Origin of the sequence: uncultured Bradyrhizobium sp. (genome assembly GCF_947648125.1) — a bacterium.
GTDB lineage: Bacteria > Pseudomonadota > Alphaproteobacteria > Rhizobiales > Xanthobacteraceae > Bradyrhizobium.
The window spans coordinates 562,799-584,082 of record NZ_CANSMR010000001.1 but is presented as its reverse complement, the minus strand read 5'-3'; the positions used below and the strand labels follow the sequence as shown (position 1 = coordinate 584,082).

Here is a 21,284-nt window from a genome sequence, read left to right as displayed (position 1 = left end):
AGGCCGCAGGTTCCTTGCCAACTAAAGTTCAACGCGCAGGGAGGCGGATCATGAAGCTCGGATTCTTTACGATGCCGATCCATCCTCTCGAAAAGGATTGGCGGCAATCGCTCCGGGAGGATCGCGAGGCCTTCCTGCTCGCGGATGAGCTCGGGTTCACCGAGGCCTACGTCGGCGAGCACGTCACTGACAAAGCCGAGAACATCACCTCCAGCATCGCCTTCATTGCCTGGCTCGCGGCTGCAACCAAGCAGATCAAGCTTGGGACCGGTACCATCAACATGCCGAACACTCATCCTGCAGCGGTCGCCGCATCCGTCGCCATGCTCGATCACATGCTTGATGGCCGCTTCATACTCGGAATAAGCCCCGGCGGATTGCTGTCCGACGCGGAGGTTTTCGGCAATCTCGATGCCGACCGGAATGCGATGTTCCTCGAGGCGATCAATCAGGTTCTGGAGATTTGGGCTGGCAAGCCGCCCTATGATTTGCAGGGCAAGTATTGGAATGTCTCGGTCGAGCGAACCCTGATCGAGGACATTGGCCAGGGATTGATAGCCCGCCCATTGCAAACCCCTCACCCGCCGATCGTGGTGACTGCGGTCGCGCCGTTCTCAAAAGGCGTCACGGAAGCCGCTGCGCGCGGCTGGGATCCGATCTCGGCGAACTTCCTGATGCCTGCTTGGGTAAAGAGCCACTGGCCCAAATACGTCGAGGGTTGCGCGCGTGCGAACCGGGCGGCAGACCCTGCCAATTGGCGCGTCGCCAAGAGCGTGTTCGTGGCAAACGACGCGGCAACGGCGAAGGCCTATGCCACGTCGCCCGATAGCCCCTACGTGTACTATTATCACCAGCTGTTCACGAAGCTGAAGCGCAGCGGCCGGCTCGAACTGTTCAAGACGAGGCGGGATCAACCAGACTTGGAGGTCACCCTCGAGTCGATCTGTGACAAGCTGATCATCCACGGCACGCCTGAAAGTGTAGCCGATCAACTGCTGGCATTCCAGGAAGAGATCGGCACCTTCGGAACCTTGCTCTATGCCGGCAAGGACTGGAAGGATCGCGAGCTTGGCCGTCAATCGATGATCCTGATGGCCGAAAAGGTCTTACCGCGCATCAACGCCGCCGCCGGATCATCCGCGTGACCAAGGGAGTTTTGACGTGGCTTTCACCGATCGCATTCCGTACCAAGCTCAAATCGACCGACCGAAACTGACATTGCCTGACGGCAAGAAGCTTGCTGTCTGGGTCATCCTCAATGTCGAGGAATGGCGCATCGAAAATGCGATGCCACGCACCGTGCTGAGCCCACCAATGGGCCAGCCGCTGCTGCCTGACGTGCCGAACTGGTCGTGGCATGAATACGGCATGCGCGCCGGCTTCTGGCGGCAGTTCAAGGCCCTCACCGACCGAAAGATACCGGCGACGCTGGCTACGAATGCCAACGTCTGCAACAGCTATCTGCGCGTGGCATCGGCGGCGCGCGAAGCGGGCTTCGAATTCATGGGGCATGGGTTCGTGCAGGGCCCAATGCACAAGGTCGAGAACCAGGCGGATGCGATCAAGCGTGCTGTCGACACGATCGCCGCATTTACCGGCAAGGCGCCGCGATCGTGGGAAAGCCCCGGCCTGACCGAGACCGAAGAAACACTCGATCTCCTGCGCCTCAACGGGATCGAGTACGTGGCCGATTGGGTGATCGACGATCTTCCTCAGGACATCGCAACACCGCACGGAACTGTGACGACGATTCCCTATTCCGTCGAGACCAACGACATTGTCATTCACGCGCTACAGCACCTGCCCTCGGAGCAGTTCCTGACGCGCTGTACCGACCAGTTCGATCGGCTGTATCTCGAAGGCGCCGAGAACGCGCGGATCATGGCAATTTCCGTGCATCCATACATCACGGGGGTACCGCATCGAATCAAGTACCTCGAGGCGCTGCTCGACTACGTGATAGGCCATGACGGCGTCGCGCTCATGACGGCGAGCCAGATTGGAGATTGGTATCGAGATCAGATGGCGGCAAAGTAATCCGCGAGCAGTTCGAGCAATATCAACGTCAGTTTTGAATTCCGGGCCAATTCGGCGTCCAATCGGATCAATAGGTTAGACGGCAATTCAGAATGCTTCGTCGCCTGCCAGCAGGCCTCCGGGAGTCTCGTCGGCGCTCCGCCACCGCCTTGCTGTAGTCTATTGCGCAGTACGGACTGGGGTTTGCAGCCGGTCCAGCGCCATCCAGCATTCGTGTTGTTCCATCCGGGTCGGATCGCTGGGAATAGTTCACGACGGGGAAGTTTGGTACGAAGCGCCCGCGGCAAGATCTGATTCAGAAATTCAAGAACCAGTTGAGCGCCCTCGATGCGTCAGCTGCTGGCTATGACGCCGGAAAGGAATGGGAAGCGGAGCGACTCTCAGCGGCCGTTTTCACTTTGGTGCATGACCATGGCAGCATTTCCTCACTGCCCAGCCAGCTGGGAGTGACTCTCAGGTTTGTCTCGTCAGGCGGCGTGGTTACTGGCCATGGCCTACCGGCGCCCGCCATAGCGTTCCCAAGCCTGCTGATATTTGAAGGCGACACCGACGGCCGTGATTTGTCCCCAAGCTCGACGGTGAACCACGACTTGGATCCGGACCGCCAGATTATCCCTGCATTCCGTTCGACGATTGGTAGGAATACAGGTGAATCTATCAAGAGGGGCAACTGCGCACATCAACCATGCGAATGCTCCGAGCACTAAGCAGGAGTGCTTGCGAAACTCGCGGCATCGGGCTGAGAAGCCGACGACGAAACTGGACGCATACCGGAATTGCAGACCATCGTGGGATCTATGCCGCCGTCGCGGTGCTCATCGAAGAGCTGCTGCTGACCCGGAACACTTAACTCATGGCCACACTGGCCGAAATCGCAGCCGCATCAACCATCGCGCAGATCAGCTATCTGTCTCCGGACAGCGATAAAATGACGAGGGAGGCCGCCTTGGCTGGCGGCCTCCTGATTCTTCGCGGCGTTTCTTCCTTGCGGCCTCGAGCCGAGCCGGCGCTCGGCCCGATCCGACCCACGACGTTCAGCTACTGAAGCGTATATCGCCAATACCTGAATTGATGGTCATCGTTGACGTTTCTGGCATTATACTGATTGCCGGAAACAAAGAGGTCTAGGAAGGGCACCGACGTCATGCCGTTGCTGTTCGGCTGAGCGACCTTGACACTCGTGCCAGGCCCAAACAGGGTGGCGATGTATTGGGCCGGAGCAAACGTCGACAGATCTTTCGACCACGTCACGCCAAAATTCGGATAAGTCATGGGCAAGCCAAAGCCGGCTGGTCCGCGGTTGTTGGCAAAGATTACAAAGTTGCCGTTGTCCAGTTTTGTCATCGACATCGCATCAATGTTGCTTGAGTACGTAAAATACGACGTGAACAGCGTTCCGAGATCGGCAACGATGACCGTGCCATCCTTGTACAATTTAAAGCGGCGATTCCAGTTGGACATGGCATTGGAGCCCGCCTTGTTATTTGGATCATAATTTGTCAAATCGGTCGCTCGCTCGATCGAATAGATAGAGCTTCCGTCGCTGAAATGAGCAAGTGGAAACCGCTCGCTGGCCCAATAGCAGCTGTCTCCATGCCCATCAGGACCGGCGTCCGGTGCGGCATCGCTCCACGTGCCAGCGATTGCCCCTCCGAATTTTCCCTCATAGTTCACAACGTCCTTATAGGTTGTTGGAATGAGCCCATCGTCCGGTTTGCCAGGATCTACGCAAGGGGCACCATTGGAAAGCACCGCAAGTATGCTTATTGTGCCACCAGTGCTTGGTGCTATCCCATCACTTCGGATCGCGACATGCGGATACACCGGATTCCAATACGCTGGTGAATCAGGATACGAGGTCACAATCTGGGAAGGCGCCCAGGTTGTATAGCCGCTCGCGGCAGTGACTTTTGTTAATTCCAGCGTCCGAGCATTTGGCCTTTTGCCATAGCCTGCGATGACGATGTCACCGGTTTTCGGATCCATCGCACCTCCGAGATAATTGAAGATGTTACCGACATCGCCGACATAACTGCTGACCGCCGTCCAATGAGGCCCGGGCGGAGCAAAGGAAAACAGTTGAACGAGCGAACGCCCGTCAGTTGTGAAAACCCAGAATGCCAAATAGATCGTGCTGGTACTGCTGTTGAAAAAGAGCATGGGAGGTTGGTACGCCTCGGCACCCGCGAGACCATTAGGAAGGGCGGTCTGGCCCATAATCATCGCGTCAGATGCAACCACGCCGTTCTTGGTAAGATAGACGCAGTAAAAGGACTTGGGCACCCCATTCGAGTTGGTGCAGGAGTAGAAAACGAGGGCATATTGGCCGGCGTTTGGACCGCTTGGGATGGTTACGACCATTGGATCCATGTAACCCCAGCCGACAGGGATTGATGCGTTCATATATTGGGGATCGCCAGCGTAGGACGCTGTAACATCTTGGTGCCACTGAAGCGTCAACGCATCAGCATACGCTGTCACTGATAGACCCAGCATAATCAAAGTAGCGCACGCAAAAGCGACCGCTCGTCGCATCAGACTGGTCGCTTTAGCTTTGGTGTTGATCCACATCATTGATGCACCCATGCTTGGTTGGCGAGTTCAGCGGCGTTGCCACACACAAGTTTCGTGTGTCCGGTGGCGAGACTAAAGAAGATAGGTCGCGTGCATGACCGATCTACGACAACCTGTATGAGTGGCACGAGGCGTGCGAGTGATCACCTTCGACGATTATCGCGGGCTGACATATCACCTCGTCCGATGGCGCCGCCTGCCTGGGAGCGAACGAGGTCCACGCCCAATCGGCCAGCGGCCTGATCCTCGCTGCGGCGATTGCGGCAACCACGGCCCTTCTCTACCTTCGCGCGACCGACGTCCAAACACTCTTCCAGTCAAAGCCCACCACCCCAGCCCAAAACCCAGCCGTCGTCGCCCAGCGGCGCCCGCTACCAATCCAGCGCATCCTCTTCTTCGCGCCTGCAATCGCTCGCCCATCAGTCGCGGGGATAAAGCAGTAGCTCGATCGAACGCCCGGCCTGCTCAAGCTTGACGCCACCTTTATCGACCGACTTGACCTTCCATCCCTGAAACGTCTCGCCTTCAGCACTCCACCCGGCGCCCATACCCGCCTCGCTATACAAATAGGCCTTGCTCGAGCCGTTCCTGATCATCACGCCGCCGACCGCAAGGCCAGGATCAGCCAGAACGACTGGCGGTGGTGCTCCTGGAGACGGCCGTGGCGGAGGTGGTGCAGGAACGAAGGGCTCGCGCGACTTGAAGAACACAGGATGCGCCAGAATCCGCTGATAGCTGTCGAGCGGCTTCTGATTGGTTACCTTCGCACCGATGTCGGACCAATTGACGGTCCATCGACTGCTGTCGATGCGGGTTGCGTTGTTCGAGGCAGCCAGACTCCAGATCCATCCCACGAGGCCGGCATTGACTCCCAGCAACATCAACAGACCGCTGGTCCGGAACGGAGCGCCTTGCCATCTCATGGCTGACCTCCAAACTGGATGGCACCGAAAATATCCAGTTGCGCCTGGATCGCGGGCTCCTGAATCCCTCCCTGCCCGGTTGCGGGGACCATCTTCAACGTCGCACTGCTGACAAACAGATACGGCTTCGCATTCTCGATCGTATGAACTGCACGGAGAATGGATTGAAGCGGTCCAAAGATCTCGATCCGTGATCCGCTGTATCTGATCTGATCCGAGACCTTGACGGGGAGCGCCTGAACAGCACGCAGGCGCGCACCTGCCGCTTCGGCGAGCGCCTTCAGGCGTGTCTGGAGATCAGCACTGATCACGCTCTCATTCGGCCCGGTCAGGAACTCTCCACCCTGCATCTGAGCCTTGGTATCGGACACCATCGACTGCACCGCCTCAGCCTGGGCAGAAATCGCCGACAGCCGCGCAAGTACTTTCTGTTGTTCTGCAATCCGACTATCCCGATCGGTGAAGAACGTCACGATCGGCATGACAACGATACCGGCTACGAGCGCACACGCCGCCAAGTTTCCCGCTATGAACAATAGCTGCCGACGGCGACGGCCATCAGTGAGTATCTCCTTCATCGCGGGATATCCTTGATCTCGGAGCGCCTCACCTTCGCCTGCAGCGCAAAGCGTTCGCGGCCTTCAGATGCATCGAGTGCGATGGGAGAAGTCAGCGTTGCGTCAATGAACAGCGGCGAGCTATCGACGATGCCAACCAGGCTCGGCGCCGCGCCGGAGAACCCCGTCAATGACAGCTGCTGCTCGTGCTTGTCTGCGGTTTCCGTCAGCCGAAACTCGGTCAGCCATGAATGCGATGGCAGTATCCGTGTCGTCTCCCCCCAAAGATCACCCAATCCTGGAGCCTCACTCCGTTGCAGCCGCAACCGAAGAAGGGAAGCACGCTTCTCCTGCAGCTGATCGACCTGACCACGAACCTGCTTGGCTTTCGCGCCTGCTGTCACAATCTCTGCTTCGAGGCTATCCAGCATGACTTGCTGGTTCCAGTACTTCAGGCCGAGTGCGACGAGGAACAGTAATACCGCGCTATAGCAGAGAATAGGCGAGAGCCGCGCGGTCCAGGACGAGTCGATCTCCGCGCCCCGCCGCAAGCTGACGAAGGGCACCGGCTGCGTGGCCCCGCTGCTGTCCGACAAGACGAAATTGACATCCGCCATTCCGAGCCGGAGCGGTGTCAGAGCAAGATCAACAAATTGACGACAGACGACCCATTGCCAGACTTCAAATCGCCCATCCTCGGTGTCGTTCCCCGCAGAATGATCGGTATAGACGTCATCCATTTTGAACGGCGTCTTGTTCGTAAGATCTCGGACAACAACTGCTTGGACATCGTTGCGCGCTTCCGCCGGCAACACCAATCGTCTGGCAAATATGCTTTCGGGCAAAAGCCGGAGTCCGATCTCGACATCGCGCCGATCAAGGCCGCGGTCAGTCAGGAATCGATCAATGCATGCCGATGCGCCGCCATCGGACATTGCGATCCGATCTGATCCGATCAACGACCGCCTGCCGTTCATGAGTTCAAGGATAACCGTCCCTTGGTCTGGAGCGACAACCAGAAGCCGCTGTTCATGGCGCGAAAACAGCTCCACCAGCCTTCCAGGAAGCAACTGCAGGAGCTCGCTTACCCACCAGCCAACGAAGCGATGCCCGTATTGTCGCACTCGTCCAAGGCTGAGCTGGTTTGCCGATAGCCGCATGATTGCCTCTTTAGCCCGTCTCTCCGGGGACGCTCATGGTTGGTCATCCCATCCGCGTCGCGCGCAGGACCTCGTCGATCGTCGTCTCCCCTCGCCAGACCCTCGTAGCCCCCATTTCATACATGTTGAGCATGCCCCGCGCGCGTGCCGATTTTCCGATCTGGTCATCTGATGCATTGGCCAGTATGAGGCCATGAAACTCGTCGTCGATCATCAGAACTTCGGCGATCGTCGACCGGCCCGAGAAGCCGGTTCCGCCGCACTCCGTGCAACCACGCGCTTCAAGAATGTTTGGCTTACCGAACGCTTCGATCTGAGGAATGATGCGGACGAACTCGTCCTCCCAATGCCGCGCCTGCCGGTGCTCGCAAGCACAGTGCCGGCAGATCTTACGGACCAGCCGTTGCGCCACGACGCCCTTGATCGTCGACCCCAGCAGATAGTTTTCGACCCCGATATCGATCAACCGGGTAATGGCAGCCGCGGCGTTGTTGGTATGAAGGGTCGAGAGGACAAGGTGGCCGGTCAGTGAAGACTGAATCGCGATCCGGGCCGTTTCCAGATCGCGGATCTCACCGATCATGATGATGTCCGGATCCTGTCGCAAGATGGCCCTCAGCGCGTGCGGAAAGTCCATTCCGATTTCCGCCTGTACCTGGACCTGATTGATGCCTCTCAACTGGTATTCGATGGGATCTTCGACAGAGAAGATCTTGCGATCCGAGCTGTTGAGCGATTTCAATGCGGTGTAGAGCGTGGTCGTCTTGCCGCTGCCTGTCGGACCGGTCACGAGGATGATGCCGTTGGGCTCATGCAGCAATTGGTCAAATACTGAGATCTGACCGGCCGAAAATCCGAGCTCGGCAAAGTCGAGCGTGACGCGCGAGCGATCGAGGATACGCAGCACGACGCTTTCGCCGAAGATCGTCGGAATCGTCGATACTCGAAAGTCAATGTCGATGCCTCTGATCGCAATCTTGATACGTCCGTCTTGCGGCATGCGCCGTTCCGCAATGTCCAGCTTGGACATGATTTTGAGACGCGAAGTGATGGCCGCGCGCAGCGCCGGCGCCAGCACCTGCGTCGTTCGTAGCATTCCGTCGACGCGGTAGCGCACAACGACATGGTCGACATTGGGTTCAATGTGAATGTCGGAGGCTTGTGCCTCCACCGCGCCGGCAATGATCTGATTGACGAGCCGGATGACCGGCGCCTCGCTTGCGATGTCGCGCAAGCGCTGGACGTCGAGTTCGCTAGCTTCGCCGTTGCCAAAGGACCCGTTGCTGGCGTCCTTGGTCCGGACGGCATAGAGGGTGTCAAAAGCCTTCTCGAAATCGGCAAGCGCAAAAAGCCTGACCTCCATTGTCAGGCCGGTGAGATAGGCCAATGCCCGTACCGGCTCCGGATTGAGCGGATCCACAACCCCTACTGAGAGGGTGTTGCCGGCGAGAGAGATGGGCAAGATGCGGTTGCGGCGTACGAAGTCGCCCTCAATGACTTCAGGAAGTACGCATTCAAGAGGCAGATCAGCCGCCAAAACCAGATCGAGGCAAAGAAATTTTGCGAACGTAACGGCAAGTTGATTCTCGGCAACCAGTCCGAGCTTGGTCAGAACCCGATCCAACCGCTCTCCGGTCTTGCGCGCCGCGTTGGTTGCGCGATCGAGGATGATATGGTCGACCACGTTCTCCGCAACGAGAAAACGGCCAAACTCCTCCTCGAACCGGACGCTATCGGCGAAGTGGGGCACCGGCGGCGCCACTCCAGCTATCGCTTCGGCGCTCGTTTGACGATCTTGAACCGTCGTCGCTTGTTCCACGACTAGGTCCTCACCGCGACGGCTGCCAGCCAGCATGCGATCGTGCCGATCCCAAGGAACGGCCCGAACGGCAGCCGCGATGTGCGGCCGAAGCCGCCTCCTTGTGTAGATCTGATCGCCACGAACAACAGAGCCGAGCAGGAGGCAACCAGCAGCATCGAGGGGATTGCATTCCATCCGATCCAAAGTCCTGCCGCTGCCGAGAACTTCTGGTCTCCGAACCCGAGCCCGTCGATACCGCGAACCCTCCGGAATAGGAATGCGATCGTCGAAAGGACGGCGAAAGCGAAGGCTGCTCCCAGAACCGCGTCAACTGGCCGAGGCAAGCCGAGGAAGATCGCCTGGCCGGCTCCGCCGGCCGCCAGTAACCAGTTGAGGCTGTTCGGCAGGATCATATCTCGCACGTCGATGACCGACATGACCAGGATCAGACTGACAAGAAGGCAACCAAACACGGCTTTCGATGCGATCAGCATGTGCAAAAAAGCAGGGATCATCTGGACCTCCAGTCAAGCAGCCAATAGGGCTGATTTGGGTTATCCGTCAGCCGCACGATCGCTTCGTTCACGATCTTTCTGTTCGACCATTCGAATTCAGTGCGGATCGCAAACGCACGGCCTCGCAGAGAGGCCGCGATGTCGGCTCCCAATGCTCCCAACGACACTTGCTGATTGGCCCGGGAAGCCAATAGCGCTTCGACGCCCTGCATCGACATATTGGGGAGCGCCAGTAAAGCGGCGCGAGGCGCCAGCTGCGGATCGATGAATTGCCGGCCGGAATAGACCGTCAACGCTGGTTCAATCCGCCGAAGCAGCTCCGGCGTCATATCCATGACGAGCAAGAGCTCATCGACACTTTGGAACGGACCGTTACGTGGAAGATATGTGCTTCCGCGTGCGCGATAATCTTGTTCCTTTGCGCCATTGAGCCGCTTCAGCTGGGTTGCCGTCCGCCAGTCGACGATCTTGTCGGTCAGACTGCCGGCAGCGCTCGCATCAAGGCCTGCAGACCTGAGTAGACCAGCAAGCAGCGTCGGCTCAGCCTGATTGAGGTCGATCTTGCCGAGCTCGTCCTGAACCGACACCTTGATGGGAACGCCATCAAATTCGAAGCTTTGGACGCCTCCATCCGTCCGCCATCTTCGATCCGTCTGTGGATCGAGCAAAGCCGCGACCGCACGATTGATGCCGGCATCGACCGTCGCGTTGACGCGGGCCATCTCCAGGCCATTTTGTGCAAGCCGGTAGGACTGAGTGCCGTTCCACAGCAGTGACAGCGAAATGGCCGTCAGCAAGCCTAACCCCCACAGCACAGAAACGATCGGCATCGATCCCTCCGTCCTAGCGCCCGCGGCATCGCATGGTGATCGGCTCATAGACGCAAGCGACGTCGGCCTGGATGCGCGGAGCGATCAACAGATCTGGCCACAGTTCGGGGACGCCGGGAGCTGCGATGACACGGATGCGGACAAGGCTTGGGATATCGGTTCGCTTCGTCCAGCTGTCATTCCACTGCGGACCCTGCCCCGGTGACGGAGCGCCGAAGTAGGCAAACTCGGCTCGCTCAATTCCGGAGAGCAGGATGGTTCTCGTCGCATTCGACGATACGTTCGGGTCCGAGAGCTCGGGCGCGGCGTTCACGACCAGACTGGTTTCGCCGTGCGGCCTCTCGACAAAGACCTTGAACCGGAAGCGGCCACCGTTCGCGACCGTCGGCGCGTACCCCAGGAAGCTGATGGCCTCCTTTGCTCCGTCGAAGTCGATATAAGGTTGGATCGCTTCTCCTCGCACGAGCATGGGGTAGAAATTTCCGATCGCACGCCGCAGAAGATCCTGGGAGATCATGATGCGCTCGAAGCGCTCGGTATTGACGCGGCCTCTCTGCCAGGCCTGCAAACCAAACCGCACGCTGCCGAACAGCATCGTTGCGAGGAGGCTGAACAGCGCCAACCCAACGAGCAATTCGACCAGCGTGAAACCTGCCTCATCATCCGTGCCATGGCGTGCTGCTACAGGGATATCCCGGGTCATCGCCGCGTAACCCTTGGACCAAGCCGCAATGTCGCAAGCGCAAAGGAGCGCGCGTCCGCTCCCTCCCCCCATTCCACCTCGGTGGATACGGCGTAGAGCCCAAGACGTCCTTCGCCTTGATTTGCCTCGGCCAACGGCTGCATTCTGACGCGCCATCGGTATCCCTCGGAGTACTTGCCGTCACGCTCCTCTGGTCCGACCGGCAGCTCAGTCCCTACCTTGGCCATGAGAGACTGCGCGATCGACCCCGCCGCAGCCATTTTCTCGGCGGACGCGGTTCTCTGCAGCGCGCTGGATATCATGCCGAGAACGAGGCTCAATCCAGCCGACAGGATTGCAAGCGCTACGATGATCTCAATCAAAGTAAAGCCGGCCTCGCCCTCCACGGAGCCCAATCGGCGCCCGCGACGCCCCGCCCGACTTCGCATCGAGCCCAGCCATGCCTCGGCGGCCCAACGACTGTTAACCGTCGCGGCACGAGGATGAGCCCTCCCCTGCGATGCCAGCCGACAGCGCATCGGTGTCACCTCACTGCTGCGAATTGGAAATCGACGCACCCGCAGATGCATCGCCCTCGCGCCCCTCAGGCCCAAGCGAGACGAGGTCATAAGGCCCGTGCTGCCCGGGGAACTTGTAAACATAGGGCCGTCCCCACGGATCGTTCGGCACAGCCCCACCACTCAGATAAGGACCATTCCAGGCAGCGGCTCCATCCGGTCGCTTGGCCAACGCCCCCAGTCCTTCCGACGAATTCGGATAGCGCCCATTGTCCAAATAGAACAGATCGAGCGCCGACGAGAATCCCTGAATTTGAATCCGTGCGGTCTTCACCTTGGAGTCAGAGAGGTAGCTCAGAACGCGCGGGCCAACGAGCCCCATGATGAGGCCTATGATCGTGATCACGACAAGCATCTCGACCAGCGTGAAGCCCGCCTCCGAACGGCGCGAACGGTAATCACAGCTGCCGGCCTTCCGGCGCTTACCGAGCCTTGCCAACAAGGCAGCAACACCTGTCTTCATTTTGTCAATCATTCCCTTCATGCTTCCCACCCCTATGACCGCTTCAGCAGGCTGACGCGGCGCGCACAGTTCCGGTCAACCAATCGACACACAACTTTGTCTGTTTGCCTCGCATTGACAGTGTCACATCCCCTCCCGTTGATGATCCATCGGGAAAGAACCTGAACTCCCCTTCCGATCCTCTCGATCCTATTCCCGCTGCGAAGGTGAGCTTTGCGTCAATGCCGGCATCGAATGTGCGCTCGGCAACGACTGACGACTTGAACCTTCTCCGATTGACGTCGATCGTCAGGGCCGTGGGTCGATTGCTTGTAATGGCAGCCGATCGCGTTACACGCAGGGCGTTCGTCAATTCGCTGGTAGCCACGTCCAACCGAACACCCTCCGAGCCGCTCGATAGCATTGGCACGGCGAACGTGGCGGCCAGCGCCAGTATGGCCAACACGACCAGCATCTCGATCAACGTGAACCCCGAGATCCGCCGCCAACGACTATTCACATGCGCCCTCATCGTCCGGCTAGGTCGTTGATGCTCAAAACGGCGTTCATGACAGGCATGATCAAGGCTCCGACCATGACCGCTATGGCGACCGTCAAGGCTGGCGCAAGTGCTGCCATGAACCGGTCGATGCTGCTTTGAGTCTGTCGCTCGAGCATGGTCGCGACCCGCATCAGCATACGATCGAGTTTCCCCGCCTCCTCACCTACCGAGATCATCTGAAGGGCGATCGCAGGCAAGACGGCCTCATTCCGGAGCGCGCGGTGCAGTGCGCTTCCCTGGTGAACAGCCTCGATCGCGCGGCTCAGCGCCGATGCAACGTAACAGTTCGAAATGACGCTGCTCGCCGATTTCGTCGCCTGAATCAGCGGCACACCGGCTTTGAGCATTGTTCCAAGCGTCCGAGCGAACCGCGCGGCTTCCTGTTGAAGCAGGAACGCGCCAATCACCGGGAGCTTCAACTTGAGACGATCGAGCTCAACACGGGCGTCATTCCGGCGCATGGCGACGGCAACACTGGCCCATGAGCCTATCGCAACGACGGCCATCCCGCCGACAACTTGAGCCCAGTGATCCCTTAAGCCCAGCATGAACTTGATGGTGCCGGGCATCGGCTTGCCGCTTTGGCCGAACACGGGCGCTATCGAAGGGATAAGACCGCCGATGATAATCGCAAGCGCACCAAGGCTGAGCGTGACCAGCATGGTCGGATAGATTAGCGCCGACTGGACACGCGACCGGATTTCCGCCCTATGCTCGAGCAGTTCAGCCAGCTCGGTCAGCACCTCCGAGAGCGTGCCGCCGGCCTCCGCTGCCCTCACTACGGCAATATAGTCCGCCGGAAACACCTTGACCTGCTTTTGCATCGCGTCAGACAGCGGCGCGCCGTTCAGCACCTCGGAGAGCAGCCCCTCGACCAGTGCCCGCAGTCGCGACGACGACGCCTGCGTTTGCAGGATCCGCAACGCATCATCCAGCGCAATATCGGCTGCGCTCAACATCGCAAACTCGCGCGTAAATGCGACGAGGTCGGCCCGCTGGGAGCCGCCTCCGATCGTTATCTCGCGATTCCACCATTTCGTGCCGCCCTCGGCAGATGCACGCATCTGGAATGGTGTCAGCCCTTGCGACCAGAGCATCTCACTGGCCGCATTCACCGATGCGGCGTCAATCGCCCCTTCGGCAAGGCCACCATCCAATCCGTAGGCCCGGTAGCGGAAGGTCGGCATTAGTCAAGTATCCTGCGTCCCACCTCTTCGGGACTCTGGCGTGATTGCCTGCGCTTATGCGGCCCTTCGATTGCCATGTATCGGCGGTACTCGTCCGTGATGGATCTTGCCTCGTCAAGATTTCGAACGACGTGCGGCCGGATCAGAATGATCAGCTCCGTCTTGTGAATTAGATTGTCCTTGTTGGATGCGAGATTGCCGATGACGGGAATATCGCCAAGTATCGGTATCTGCGTTCGCGTGGTCGTCCGTTCATCCTGGATCATTCCCCCAAGCACCAAGGCGTCGTTGTCGTTCACTACGACACTGGTCTGGATCTTGCGCTGCCGGATGGTTGGCGAGTCTATGTTCGACGTCGTCGTTTGCGCAACGTTGGAAACCTCCTGCTGGATATCGAGCAGGACGCGTCCGCTCTCATTGATCCGCGGTATGATCGACAGAATGACGCCAGTGTCCTTGTAGCTCACCGAATTGACGATTGGCGCTCCGGGAGTAATGACACCTGTCGCCGATTGGGTCGTAATCGGCACCTGATCGCCTATCTGGAGGATCGCCGGCTTGTTGTCCATGACAGTCAGTGAGGGCGACGAAATGACGTTGACCCTCGTAATGTCACTCAACGTATTGAGTGTCGCAGCAACATTCGCAGCGGTCAGCGCATAGGAGAATCCTGGGAATACTGAGCCGATAGCGCCGGAAGCTGCGTCACTGAAGGTGTATCCGGCGTTCTTTTGCTGCATGTACCAACGCACGCCGAACTTCAGGTCATCGTTCAGTGTAACCTCGGCGATGGTTGCTTCGATCATCACCTGGTTCGGCATACGGTCGAGCCTTCCCATCACGCGCAGGATGCGCTGATAATCGGCCTTCGTCGCCTCGACCAGAATCGCGTTTTTGGCTTCGTCAGCCACGATCTTTACGCGAGGACCGTCAGCATCGCCGTCTTTGCCAAGCTGAACGGTCGTCCCGGAGCCACCAGGGCGTACCGATTGCGGCGCTGACGCGCGGATTGTGCTGCCGCTTCCGAAGCCGCCGCCCCCCGATCCAATGGCTCCGGTGATGCCGCCCGACGCCTGTGAACCAAAGCCCTGCGATTGTTGCGGCGGCGTGGATTGAACGCTAGCCTCTTGATAGTTTGGCGCCACATTGCGCTTGGCCGTCGCAGTACCCGTCATTTCATTCGAGAACATCGACTGCAAGACGTCGACCAGCTCCTGGGCGCGCCTGTTCTGCACCGAGTAGGTGAAGAGTTCCTTCTCGCTGCCTTGGGCCTGCGCATCCAGACGTCGAATCCAGGTTTCGGCGCGGTGAAGATACTCAGCCTGCGGCGAAATCACGAGGATGGCTCCAAGCCGCTTATTCGGCACAAAGCGAATCATGCCGGTCATCGGTCCTTCGCGTTCGGCCGCGAAAACAGTCTTCAATTCCCCGGCTATCGCGTCTGGCTGCGACGTCTTCACCGGAACGATCGCAAACGACATGCCCTTCATGGTATCGATATCGAACAGCGCAATTGCGTCCATCATGGCCGCAATATCCTGTCGATTGCCTGACAGAGTGATCAAATTGCGGGCGTCGTCGACGCGGACGATACCGTCCTTGGGTGCAATCGTCTCGAGCACCCGACGGATTTCAGAAGCAGAAACGTATTTCAGCTGCACGACTTGCAAGCCCGAACCGATCATTTCCGTATCTGGCGCGTCGTCCGTTCGGAAGCTGCTGCCTACGGCAGTCTGGCCCGCAGCGACGATCCGGTAGATCCCCTTGTTGTTGACAATGGCGGCGTTGTTCGACCGCAGCGCCGCCTGAAAGAGATCGATGACGCCAGACCTTGCTACTGGCTTCGGCGTCTGGATCGTGATCTTGCCTTCAATACCAGGGTCGACGGTGTATTTTACGGCTAAGATATCGCCCAGAATCGTCTTGGCAGCCTGCGGAGCGGGAACGTTGACCAGATTGATCGTGACGCCATCAGTCACATCTTCAGAGGTACGATCGACTGAGCCGGTGGGTAGCTCGCCGACAAAGCGACCTGAGCCCTCGATGACGGTAGAGCTGCCTCCGCGCGTCTCGGCGAGCAGCAGTGTACCGCCCGACAGATCTGGTTGCGGCTGCCTACCGCTTGATCTTGTTACAGGCTGCGGCGTTGATTTGCTCGACCATTCGGACGCGGTGGGCGTATCCGTGATCGTCTGGCATGCCGAAAGGGCAAGCGCGAACAATGGCACCGAGATCCGAAGCTGGGCTGCTCGGAAACGCAACGTAACCGCTCCTAACCATGCATCAACTAGTCAACGTTCTCCGTACCTCTGTACACATTCCTGACGTGTAGATGTCGATGGCTGCAATCCAACGCCAACTAATGCACACGTTTCTTTGGAATTCAGTCTCGGAAGCTGCCTTCGATCGAAAGCCCACTGGGCCATGGAGCGCACAGCCGACCCAAAGCCCGCGTTGGTTCTGAAGAACGCTCGCATCAAGAGCGATCAAGCACTCGGAATCCAAGACACCCGGCACTAGCGCAGCATCTAAACTCGTATCGGCGCGCCTCGACTATCGCAAGAGTTGTGGACAGGAACTGACTCAGTTCTCCACAACCTGATATTGTAGAGGATCATTCGATATGGAGATGTCTTCGCGACCTGTGCAGCCAGCACGTTGATCAGATTAATAGTGACGCCATCCGTGACCTCCTCAGGAGTTCGACCGATCGCACCAGTCGGCTGTTCGCCGACAAAACGTCCGGAGCCCTCGATCACCGTCGATTGACCGCCACGCGTATTGGCCAGAAACGGCGTGCCGCTCAATCGGTGGGCCCGCCCCTGTCTTTCGCGCGTACGCGGAGCGAACCCCGCCGGCTCAAAATTGTAGGCCACCGCCGCGGAGCCATCTTCCATCGTCTGGCAGCCCCAGTGCAAATGAGAGCATCGCAATCCAGAACTGGCAATTCCCAAGACGCAACGCAAACGCCCCACAAACATGTCCGAAACGCGGATCCGTTCTCAATCTCCGGTTGTATAAATTCTGCGCGGACCGACATCACCAGGTGCAGCTATGCCAACTGCAATTCACGTGAATCTTTGGATTGTGCGCTGGGTTGCTACGGCAGTTGGGCTACCGTACCGAAGTCCAGAGAGCCAACCAGTGCTCATCGTAGCGTGGTCACCTTGGTGGTCTTGTTACCCGCATGCCGATCAGCGCGCCGCCGGCCCTCAAATAGTCGGTCCACCGCGCCGCACCGCTGTTGCTCTTGAACCGGTCCGTAAGGCACCGAACGCCACGAGATAGGTCACCGTCCCCGACGACGTCACCAGCCGATAGCGTTGATGGTCCGCAGGTGCTAGAGTTCATCGTGGCTGCGCCGCGCGATGCCCACGGGCTGGTTGCACGACGTGTAGCCGATCGTCAGCCCGCCCCCGTCAGTTGGTTGCCGTTCTGTGGTCGGCCGGAGTGACGTGGTGCAGATGATTTGGGGGCGACGATAGAGGCGAGACGGGCATGCCACATTCGGTGCGCCGCCTGCTTGATCAATTTAGTGCACTGCCACCGAAACTCGTTCCGCTGCCCACGACATTTGCCTACCGCAAGGCAGTTGCTTCCCGCTATTCAAGGCATATACGAGCTTTCATCCCTCATGAGTAAGGAGTGTGCGACGCGCCGTTTGAAGCGCAACAATCACTTGATCTAGCTCTTCACTTCCGAACACGACCTCAATATCTCCGTTCTTTCGAAGTGATAAAGCTAATCCCACCGAATCTTCCAGCACGCGCACCAGTACTACTCCCTCGTCACCGCTACCGCGGTCGACAAATTTGATGGGGGCAATACTCATGACCGCTCCTCACAGTTCAAGGCAAAGGATCCCCTGGCAAAAATCGCTGGTGGGGAGCTCCTGGAGTATCCAGATGCCAATGGGGATCCGTATGGTACGCTGGCGCGTTAGGGTGATATGGATGAGCTTCATAGGTAATAGTTGTATCCTCGTTTGGCGTCCAGACTATTTTGCCTCGACCAGGCGTCGTTGGTCCGTCGGGAATGCTTCTTCCAGGCACCCCAAGACCGGCTTCCATTTCTGCCGGAGTACTTGGCCAAATCTTACCGCGCACCCAATTGCTTAGAACCTTGCCGAGGTCAGCTAGATCAAAAGGTTCTCCTCCACGAGAAGCAACACCTCCTCCGCCGCCTTCAAGCAGCCGCGTGCCCGGGCCGCAAACGGGATCTGGATAACGGGTGCCGGCGCACAAGTCGGAATTGTATGCGTCCTTCCAATCCCGGCGCGCGTCTTCAACGCTCAGTCTTGCCAAATACGCAAACGCTCCAGTCACAGCGCCGTTTGCGAATTTTCCGCCACCAGCGACCGACGCGAGGCCCCCTGCGGTCGCCTGAACGATGGTACCGCCAATTCGCTCCCCGATGTCGGCCTGAGCATTCTGGAACACTGATGATGTAATTGGCGACAACGCTGACCCGACGGCTCCCGACAGCGCCCCGGACCCACAGGAACCGCCGGAAGCAACCGACGAAGCGCAACCAACTGCCGCGGATCCCGCCACATTAGCTATGTATGTACCGGGGTTTGTGGCAATTGATGCGAGCGATGGCGTGGGGCCAAGACCACTGAATGCGAAGTAGGTCGCACCTGCTATTGCTGCTGCTTTCAATATCTGTCCGAGATTGCCGCCGGATAGCCCGGTCGCGATGGCGGCACCTCCGACTGCGGCTAGAGCTCCGACCAATGCCCCTGATCCAGGAAGGACGATATTGAGGATTATCGTCGCACCGATCTGGAGGATGGATCTTGCGATCGCATTGGTCTGGAAGAAATGCGTGACGTCGCGAGCAATGCCGCTGAAGAAGTTGCCAACGGAGTGGAAGAAGCTCGAGAACCAGGAGAATCCGTTCGGATCAGTAAAGGCGAGCGGATCGTTGCCGACGTAGGAATATCGATTCCACCCTTGAGCATTCATTGGATCGGTAACGGTTGGATCCGCGGACGTGAATCGCGCCAGCAGCGGATCGTAGACACGACCGTTCAGATGCACGAGGCCGGCGACGGAGAGCTCCTCCTCGCCGGTGAAGCCGCGCGTGGTCTGGCTGGTGATGCTGCCGGCGGTATCGTCGCTGCCGTTGGCATTGCGCCGCTTGCCCCAGGCGTCATAGGAGAGCCGCTCTACGATGGCGCCGGTCTCGTCGGTGATGACCGAAATCGAGCCAAGGTGGTCGGTGTGGAAGTAGCGCGTGGTCAGCGTCTCCGAGGCGACCTGCAGGGTGCGCATGCCGACCTTTTCGTTGCCGACCGAGAGATATTCAGTCCACTTGGCCGAGCTAGTGCCGGGATTGCTGACCTCCGCCAGGACGCCGAACGCGGCGACATAGAGCGTTGTTCCCTCCGGGGTCACCTGCTTGAAGCGCTGGTGCTCGGTGTCGTCCTGGAAGCTGATGGTCCGCGTGCCCTGGGTGATGCTCGCGGGCTTGTTATAGGAGGTATAGGTGATCGAGCGGCCGAGCCCAGCAGTCTGGTTGCCGTTAGGGTCATAGGTAAAGGTAGCGCTGATCGCCCCGCCGCTTATGCCGGCAACCGCATGTGGGAGGGGTGAACCGGCTGTCGCGTAGCTGTAGGTGCCGACGTCGGACTTCGAGATGATGTTGCCGATGGCGCTGTAGGAGAAGTTCTTGATCAGCGGACCCGCGGCCAGGTTGACGGTTGCCGTGGTCAGGCGGTTCAACGCGTCGTAGCCGAAGCTTTCGCTCAGATTGGTGTTGGCATCGCTGCGCGACAGCGGGTTACCAAGCCGATCATAAGTATAGGAGAGATTCTGGACAGCGCCGGCGCTGCCGGTCACGATGGCGGAGAGCCGGCCGGTAGTCGCGCTGAAGGTGCGGACGGTGGCGAGGCCGTTACCCGCGGTCTGCTGGGTCAGATGACCTTCCGCGTCCATCGCGTTCGTGGTCCAGTGCACCTGGCCGGTGGCGTCATCGAGCAACTGGTTGGCGTAACCAAGACTGTTGTAGCCATAGCGAGCGGTGAAGCCGGACGGATAGGTCACCTTGGTGAGACGACTGTTGCTATCATAGGCAGCCGCCATCACATAGCTTGCGCCATCGATGGTGGTCGATACCTGCGCGGGGCGGCCCAGCACGTCATAGCTGATACTGCGGGCAAAGCCGTTGCCGGTGCCTGCGATGATGGCTGATGAGGCGAGCTTGCCGATACCATGCGCTGCGGTGTCGTAGGTCCAGACACTGGTCATGTCAGGTTCGGCGCGCTGCACCATGCGATTGAGCTTGTCGTAGCTGATCGTCGTGACCTGGCCCTTGGCATCGGTCTGGCTGACCGCCTGCCCAAGCGTGTTGTAGGAGTAGGTCCAGTAACCTAGATCAGGATCGAGGCTCGAGATCTTGCGGCCCCGCAAGTCGTAGCCAGCTTTCACCACATTGCTGTCGGGATCGGTGGTCTGCACCATGTTGCCGACGGCGTCATAGGCATAAGTCATGGTCTTGCCGAGCGCGTCGGTGACCGACACCACCTGGCTCTGGCTGTTCTTGATGACCGTGCGGGTCTGGTTCAGCGCGTTGGTCGCGGTGACCGTCAGCCCGTGATAGGCGCTGGTGGTCACGCTGCCATCGGGCTCAGTCTGGGTCACCACGCGCCCCAGCGCATCATAGGTATACGTGGTGTATTGCGGCGTGCCGCCGGAGGCAGCATAGGGCCTGCTGGTGAGTGAGACCCGGCTGAGCGCATCGTATTGTTTGACGGCACGCACGGTGCTGCCATCAAAACCCTGGGTCTCGCGCGAGGTCTCGCGCTCGAGCATATCGAAATAGACCGTGACAGTCGGCGCGTTCAGCGTAGTGCCGTCAGCCGCGTAGGACGACGTCGTGATCAGGTAGACCGCACCGGCCGGACAGGTAGCGGCGCCACCGGCGTATCCGCTGCAGAATTTGTAGGCCAGCTTGGCCTGGGTGCCGTCGGCATGCACCTCGCCGATCTTGCGGCCGAAGCTGTCGTAGCTGAAGGTTGTGGTCAGGCCGTTGGGCCCGGTCTGGCTGGTCGACTTGCCTAGCCGCGCATCGTACTGAAGGCTTTCGCTCTGGCCGAGCGCATTGGTGTTGGTGGTGACGAATTGGCCCTTGGCATCGAACGTGCTGCTGCTGCCGCGGCTCGCGATGTCGGCGCCGCTTACCGTGACGGTCAACGTGTTGCCAAAGGCGTCGTAAGTGTAATCGGTCTGCAGCCGCAATGCCGGGGTATTGGGCTCCACCACTTCCTGATTCAGCAATCCGGTGGAATCATAACCGAACGATGAGGTGCGCGTGATGGTGTCGGCCCAGGCCTGGGTTGACAGCATCACGACGGCAGCTGCCACCATCGACGAGGTCGCGATCTTGCTCATGGCATTATTCCCCAAAACCCCAAAAGGAATTCTTTACGTCTG

The 21,284-nt window shown here is 59.1% G+C and carries 18 protein-coding genes; 3 read left to right on the top strand and 15 right to left on the bottom strand.

Translation table 11 applies throughout. The annotated features are described in order from the left end of the window. Window positions 1-50: 50 nt before the first annotated feature. The 3 genes from Q0030_RS02790 (at window position 51) to Q0030_RS02780 (ending at window position 3,082) form a co-directional block, all read left to right on the top strand. Window positions 51-1,145, top strand: a complete 1,095-nt coding sequence (locus Q0030_RS02790; RefSeq protein WP_298363230.1) for an LLM class flavin-dependent oxidoreductase — start codon at window positions 51-53, stop codon at window positions 1,143-1,145. 16 nt (window positions 1,146-1,161) lie between these two features. Then, window positions 1,162-2,037, top strand: a complete 876-nt coding sequence (locus Q0030_RS02785; protein ID WP_298363045.1) for a polysaccharide deacetylase family protein — start codon at window positions 1,162-1,164, stop codon at window positions 2,035-2,037. Window positions 2,038-2,890: 853 nt separating this feature from the next. Then, window positions 2,891-3,082 (top strand): hypothetical protein, encoded by a 192-nt coding sequence (locus tag Q0030_RS02780; protein ID WP_298363043.1) that lies wholly within the window; start codon window positions 2,891-2,893, stop codon window positions 3,080-3,082. Here Q0030_RS02780 and Q0030_RS02775 read toward each other — a convergent pair. From Q0030_RS02775 to Q0030_RS02705, 15 genes are all read right to left on the bottom strand, one after another. Then, window positions 3,076-4,611: a hypothetical protein gene (locus Q0030_RS02775; protein ID WP_298363041.1), complete on the bottom strand. Its 1,536-nt coding sequence runs from the start codon at window positions 4,609-4,611 to the stop codon at window positions 3,076-3,078. The genes Q0030_RS02780 and Q0030_RS02775 overlap by 7 nt on opposite strands. A 419-nt stretch (window positions 4,612-5,030) precedes the next feature. After that, a complete protein-coding gene (locus Q0030_RS02770) occupies window positions 5,031-5,534 on the bottom strand; it encodes a hypothetical protein (RefSeq protein ID WP_298363039.1) in 504 nt (167 codons plus the stop codon). After that, entirely contained in the window at window positions 5,531-6,112 is a 582-nt protein-coding gene (gspM, locus tag Q0030_RS02765) for a type II secretion system protein GspM (protein ID WP_298363037.1), read from the bottom strand. The genes Q0030_RS02770 and gspM overlap by 4 nt, the downstream gene beginning before the upstream one ends. Then, window positions 6,109-7,251 carry a PilN domain-containing protein gene (locus Q0030_RS02760; RefSeq protein ID WP_298363035.1) on the bottom strand — a complete coding sequence of 381 codons (1,143 nt, stop codon included), beginning with the start codon at window positions 7,249-7,251 and terminating at the stop codon, window positions 6,109-6,111. Before Q0030_RS02760 ends, gspM begins: the two co-directional genes overlap by 4 nt. Before the next feature lie 43 nt (window positions 7,252-7,294). Continuing rightward, window positions 7,295-9,070 carry a type II/IV secretion system protein gene (locus Q0030_RS02755; RefSeq protein WP_298363033.1) on the bottom strand — a complete coding sequence of 592 codons (1,776 nt, stop codon included), beginning with the start codon at window positions 9,068-9,070 and terminating at the stop codon, window positions 7,295-7,297. Between the two features lie 2 nt (window positions 9,071-9,072). Then, entirely contained in the window at window positions 9,073-9,546 is a 474-nt protein-coding gene (locus tag Q0030_RS02750; RefSeq protein ID WP_298363031.1) for an A24 family peptidase, read from the bottom strand. A gap of 17 nt (window positions 9,547-9,563) precedes the next feature. Next, window positions 9,564-10,397 carry a type II secretion system protein GspK gene (locus tag Q0030_RS02745; RefSeq protein WP_298363029.1) on the bottom strand — a complete coding sequence of 278 codons (834 nt, stop codon included), beginning with the start codon at window positions 10,395-10,397 and terminating at the stop codon, window positions 9,564-9,566. Between the two features lie 13 nt (window positions 10,398-10,410). Beyond that, window positions 10,411-11,100, bottom strand: coding sequence for a prepilin-type N-terminal cleavage/methylation domain-containing protein (locus Q0030_RS02740; protein WP_298363027.1), 690 nt, complete (start codon window positions 11,098-11,100; stop codon window positions 10,411-10,413). Then, window positions 11,097-11,486 (bottom strand): type II secretion system protein, encoded by a 390-nt coding sequence (locus tag Q0030_RS02735; RefSeq protein ID WP_298363025.1) that lies wholly within the window; start codon window positions 11,484-11,486, stop codon window positions 11,097-11,099. Before Q0030_RS02735 ends, Q0030_RS02740 begins: the two co-directional genes overlap by 4 nt. Before the next feature lie 142 nt (window positions 11,487-11,628). Then, the gene (gene gspG / locus Q0030_RS02730) at window positions 11,629-12,141 is read right to left on the bottom strand and encodes a type II secretion system major pseudopilin GspG (RefSeq protein ID WP_298363022.1); all 513 of its coding nucleotides are present in this window, start codon (window positions 12,139-12,141) and stop codon (window positions 11,629-11,631) included. Between the two features lie 22 nt (window positions 12,142-12,163). Further along, window positions 12,164-12,631, bottom strand: a complete 468-nt coding sequence (locus tag Q0030_RS02725) for a GspH/FimT family pseudopilin (protein ID WP_298363020.1) — start codon at window positions 12,629-12,631, stop codon at window positions 12,164-12,166. Next, complete coding sequence (locus tag Q0030_RS02720) at window positions 12,628-13,848, bottom strand: type II secretion system F family protein (protein ID WP_298363018.1); 1,221 nt, start codon at window positions 13,846-13,848, stop codon at window positions 12,628-12,630. The genes Q0030_RS02725 and Q0030_RS02720 overlap by 4 nt, the downstream gene beginning before the upstream one ends. Further along, the gene (gene gspD / locus Q0030_RS02715; RefSeq protein WP_298363015.1) at window positions 13,848-16,109 is read right to left on the bottom strand and encodes a type II secretion system secretin GspD; all 2,262 of its coding nucleotides are present in this window, start codon (window positions 16,107-16,109) and stop codon (window positions 13,848-13,850) included. Before gspD ends, Q0030_RS02720 begins: the two co-directional genes overlap by 1 nt. A 1,364-nt stretch (window positions 16,110-17,473) precedes the next feature. After that, on the bottom strand, window positions 17,474-17,680 hold the full coding sequence (locus tag Q0030_RS02710) for a hypothetical protein (protein WP_298363013.1): 207 nt from the start codon (window positions 17,678-17,680) through the stop codon (window positions 17,474-17,476). 16 nt (window positions 17,681-17,696) lie between these two features. After that, window positions 17,697-21,242: an RHS repeat-associated core domain-containing protein gene (locus Q0030_RS02705; RefSeq protein ID WP_298363011.1), complete on the bottom strand. Its 3,546-nt coding sequence runs from the start codon at window positions 21,240-21,242 to the stop codon at window positions 17,697-17,699. Between the last annotated feature and the right edge of the window lie 42 nt (window positions 21,243-21,284).

Coding starts and splice junctions, on each gene's coding strand:
- Q0030_RS02790 (WP_298363230.1), top strand. CDS start 51: ATGAAGCTCGGATTCTTTACGATGCCGATCCATCCTCTCGAAAAGGAT.
- Q0030_RS02780 (WP_298363043.1), top strand. CDS start 2,891: ATGGCCACACTGGCCGAAATCGCAGCCGCATCAACCATCGCGCAGATC.
- Q0030_RS02775 (WP_298363041.1), bottom strand. CDS start 4,611: ATGATGTGGATCAACACCAAAGCTAAAGCGACCAGTCTGATGCGACGA.
- Q0030_RS02770 (WP_298363039.1), bottom strand. CDS start 5,534: ATGAGATGGCAAGGCGCTCCGTTCCGGACCAGCGGTCTGTTGATGTTG.
- gspM (WP_298363037.1), bottom strand. CDS start 6,112: ATGAAGGAGATACTCACTGATGGCCGTCGCCGTCGGCAGCTATTGTTC.
- Q0030_RS02760 (WP_298363035.1), bottom strand. CDS start 7,251: ATGCGGCTATCGGCAAACCAGCTCAGCCTTGGACGAGTGCGACAATAC.
- Q0030_RS02750 (WP_298363031.1), bottom strand. CDS start 9,546: ATGCTGATCGCATCGAAAGCCGTGTTTGGTTGCCTTCTTGTCAGTCTG.
- Q0030_RS02745 (WP_298363029.1), bottom strand. CDS start 10,397: ATGCCGATCGTTTCTGTGCTGTGGGGGTTAGGCTTGCTGACGGCCATT.
- Q0030_RS02740 (WP_298363027.1), bottom strand. CDS start 11,100: ATGACCCGGGATATCCCTGTAGCAGCACGCCATGGCACGGATGATGAG.
- gspG (WP_298363022.1), bottom strand. CDS start 12,141: ATGAAGGGAATGATTGACAAAATGAAGACAGGTGTTGCTGCCTTGTTG.
- Q0030_RS02725 (WP_298363020.1), bottom strand. CDS start 12,631: ATGAGGGCGCATGTGAATAGTCGTTGGCGGCGGATCTCGGGGTTCACG.
- Q0030_RS02720 (WP_298363018.1), bottom strand. CDS start 13,848: ATGCCGACCTTCCGCTACCGGGCCTACGGATTGGATGGTGGCCTTGCC.
- Q0030_RS02710 (WP_298363013.1), bottom strand. CDS start 17,680: ATGAGTATTGCCCCCATCAAATTTGTCGACCGCGGTAGCGGTGACGAG.
- Q0030_RS02705 (WP_298363011.1), bottom strand. CDS start 21,242: ATGAGCAAGATCGCGACCTCGTCGATGGTGGCAGCTGCCGTCGTGATG.